1 protein-coding gene is annotated in these 906 nt (G+C 64.1%); it reads right to left on the bottom strand.

The features are described 5' to 3' along the window. The coding region (locus DW645_RS06015) for an SIS domain-containing protein (protein WP_233540728.1) at positions 1-906 on the bottom strand (906 nt) is incomplete at both ends.

Raw genomic sequence — 906 nt, 5'->3', positions numbered from 1 at the left:
ACGGAGACACGATGACGCGGAACTCGTCGTCAAGGCCGGGGATCGCGAACTCGGCGGTGTCGATGATGTTGATGTCGGTGTCGCCGGTCACGCCGCGGTTGAGGAACGCGCGGACGCGCTCGTCGAGCTTGCGGTTCTCGTCCTCGCCCATGAACAGGAACACGGGGACGCCGGGCTCCACGAGCTCGAGGGTGCCGTGGAAGAAGTCGGCCGAGGTGATGTAGCGGGTGCGCTTCCACTGCATCTCCTCCAGGATGCACATCGAGAACAGGATCGTCTCGCCCCACAGGGCGCCGGAGCCGATGAACATGGTGTAGGGGGCCAGGGCGTACTTCTTTGCGAGCTCCTCGGCGCGCGGCTCGAAGCTCTTGCGGATGTCGACCAGGTGGGTCCAAACGTCCTTGGTCTGCTCGATGAACTTATCGAACTGCGGGAAGCAGCCGCGGCGGTTGAGCAGGCGCAGGCCGAAGCAGTCGGCGAGGTAGTAGCCCATCTCGCAGCCGCCGTTACCATGATCGGAAGCCATCTTGACGCAATTCTCGGCGCCGACAGCCTGGCCGATGAGACCCTCGGGCTTGGTCATGGCGTAGACGCGAATGCCCTTTTCCTTCATCTTCTTGACGGCCTCGAGGACCTCGGGGGTGGTGCCGGACTCGGAGGCGGTGAGCACGACGGACTTCTCGGTCATGCGCTTGTGGCCCATGACGTTCCACTCGGCGGCGTGGATCAGGTAGACCTCGAGGTCGCGGTCGCCGAACTTGTTCATGAGGTACTCGAGCTGCATGAGCTCGTCCCAGGTGCCGCCGACGCCCATCAGGAACACGGCGTCGTAGCCCTCGTCGGCGACCTTGTCGGCGAGCGCGGTCATCTTCTTGCCGGCCTCGTAGACGTTCTTGCCGTCCTCGA

Origin of the sequence: Collinsella sp. AM23-17 (genome assembly GCF_003470945.1) — a bacterium.
GTDB classification, from domain to species: domain Bacteria; phylum Actinomycetota; class Coriobacteriia; order Coriobacteriales; family Coriobacteriaceae; genus Collinsella; species Collinsella aerofaciens_O.
The sequence above is the reverse complement of the archived record's forward strand: the minus strand, read 5'-3'. Positions and strand labels throughout refer to the sequence as shown.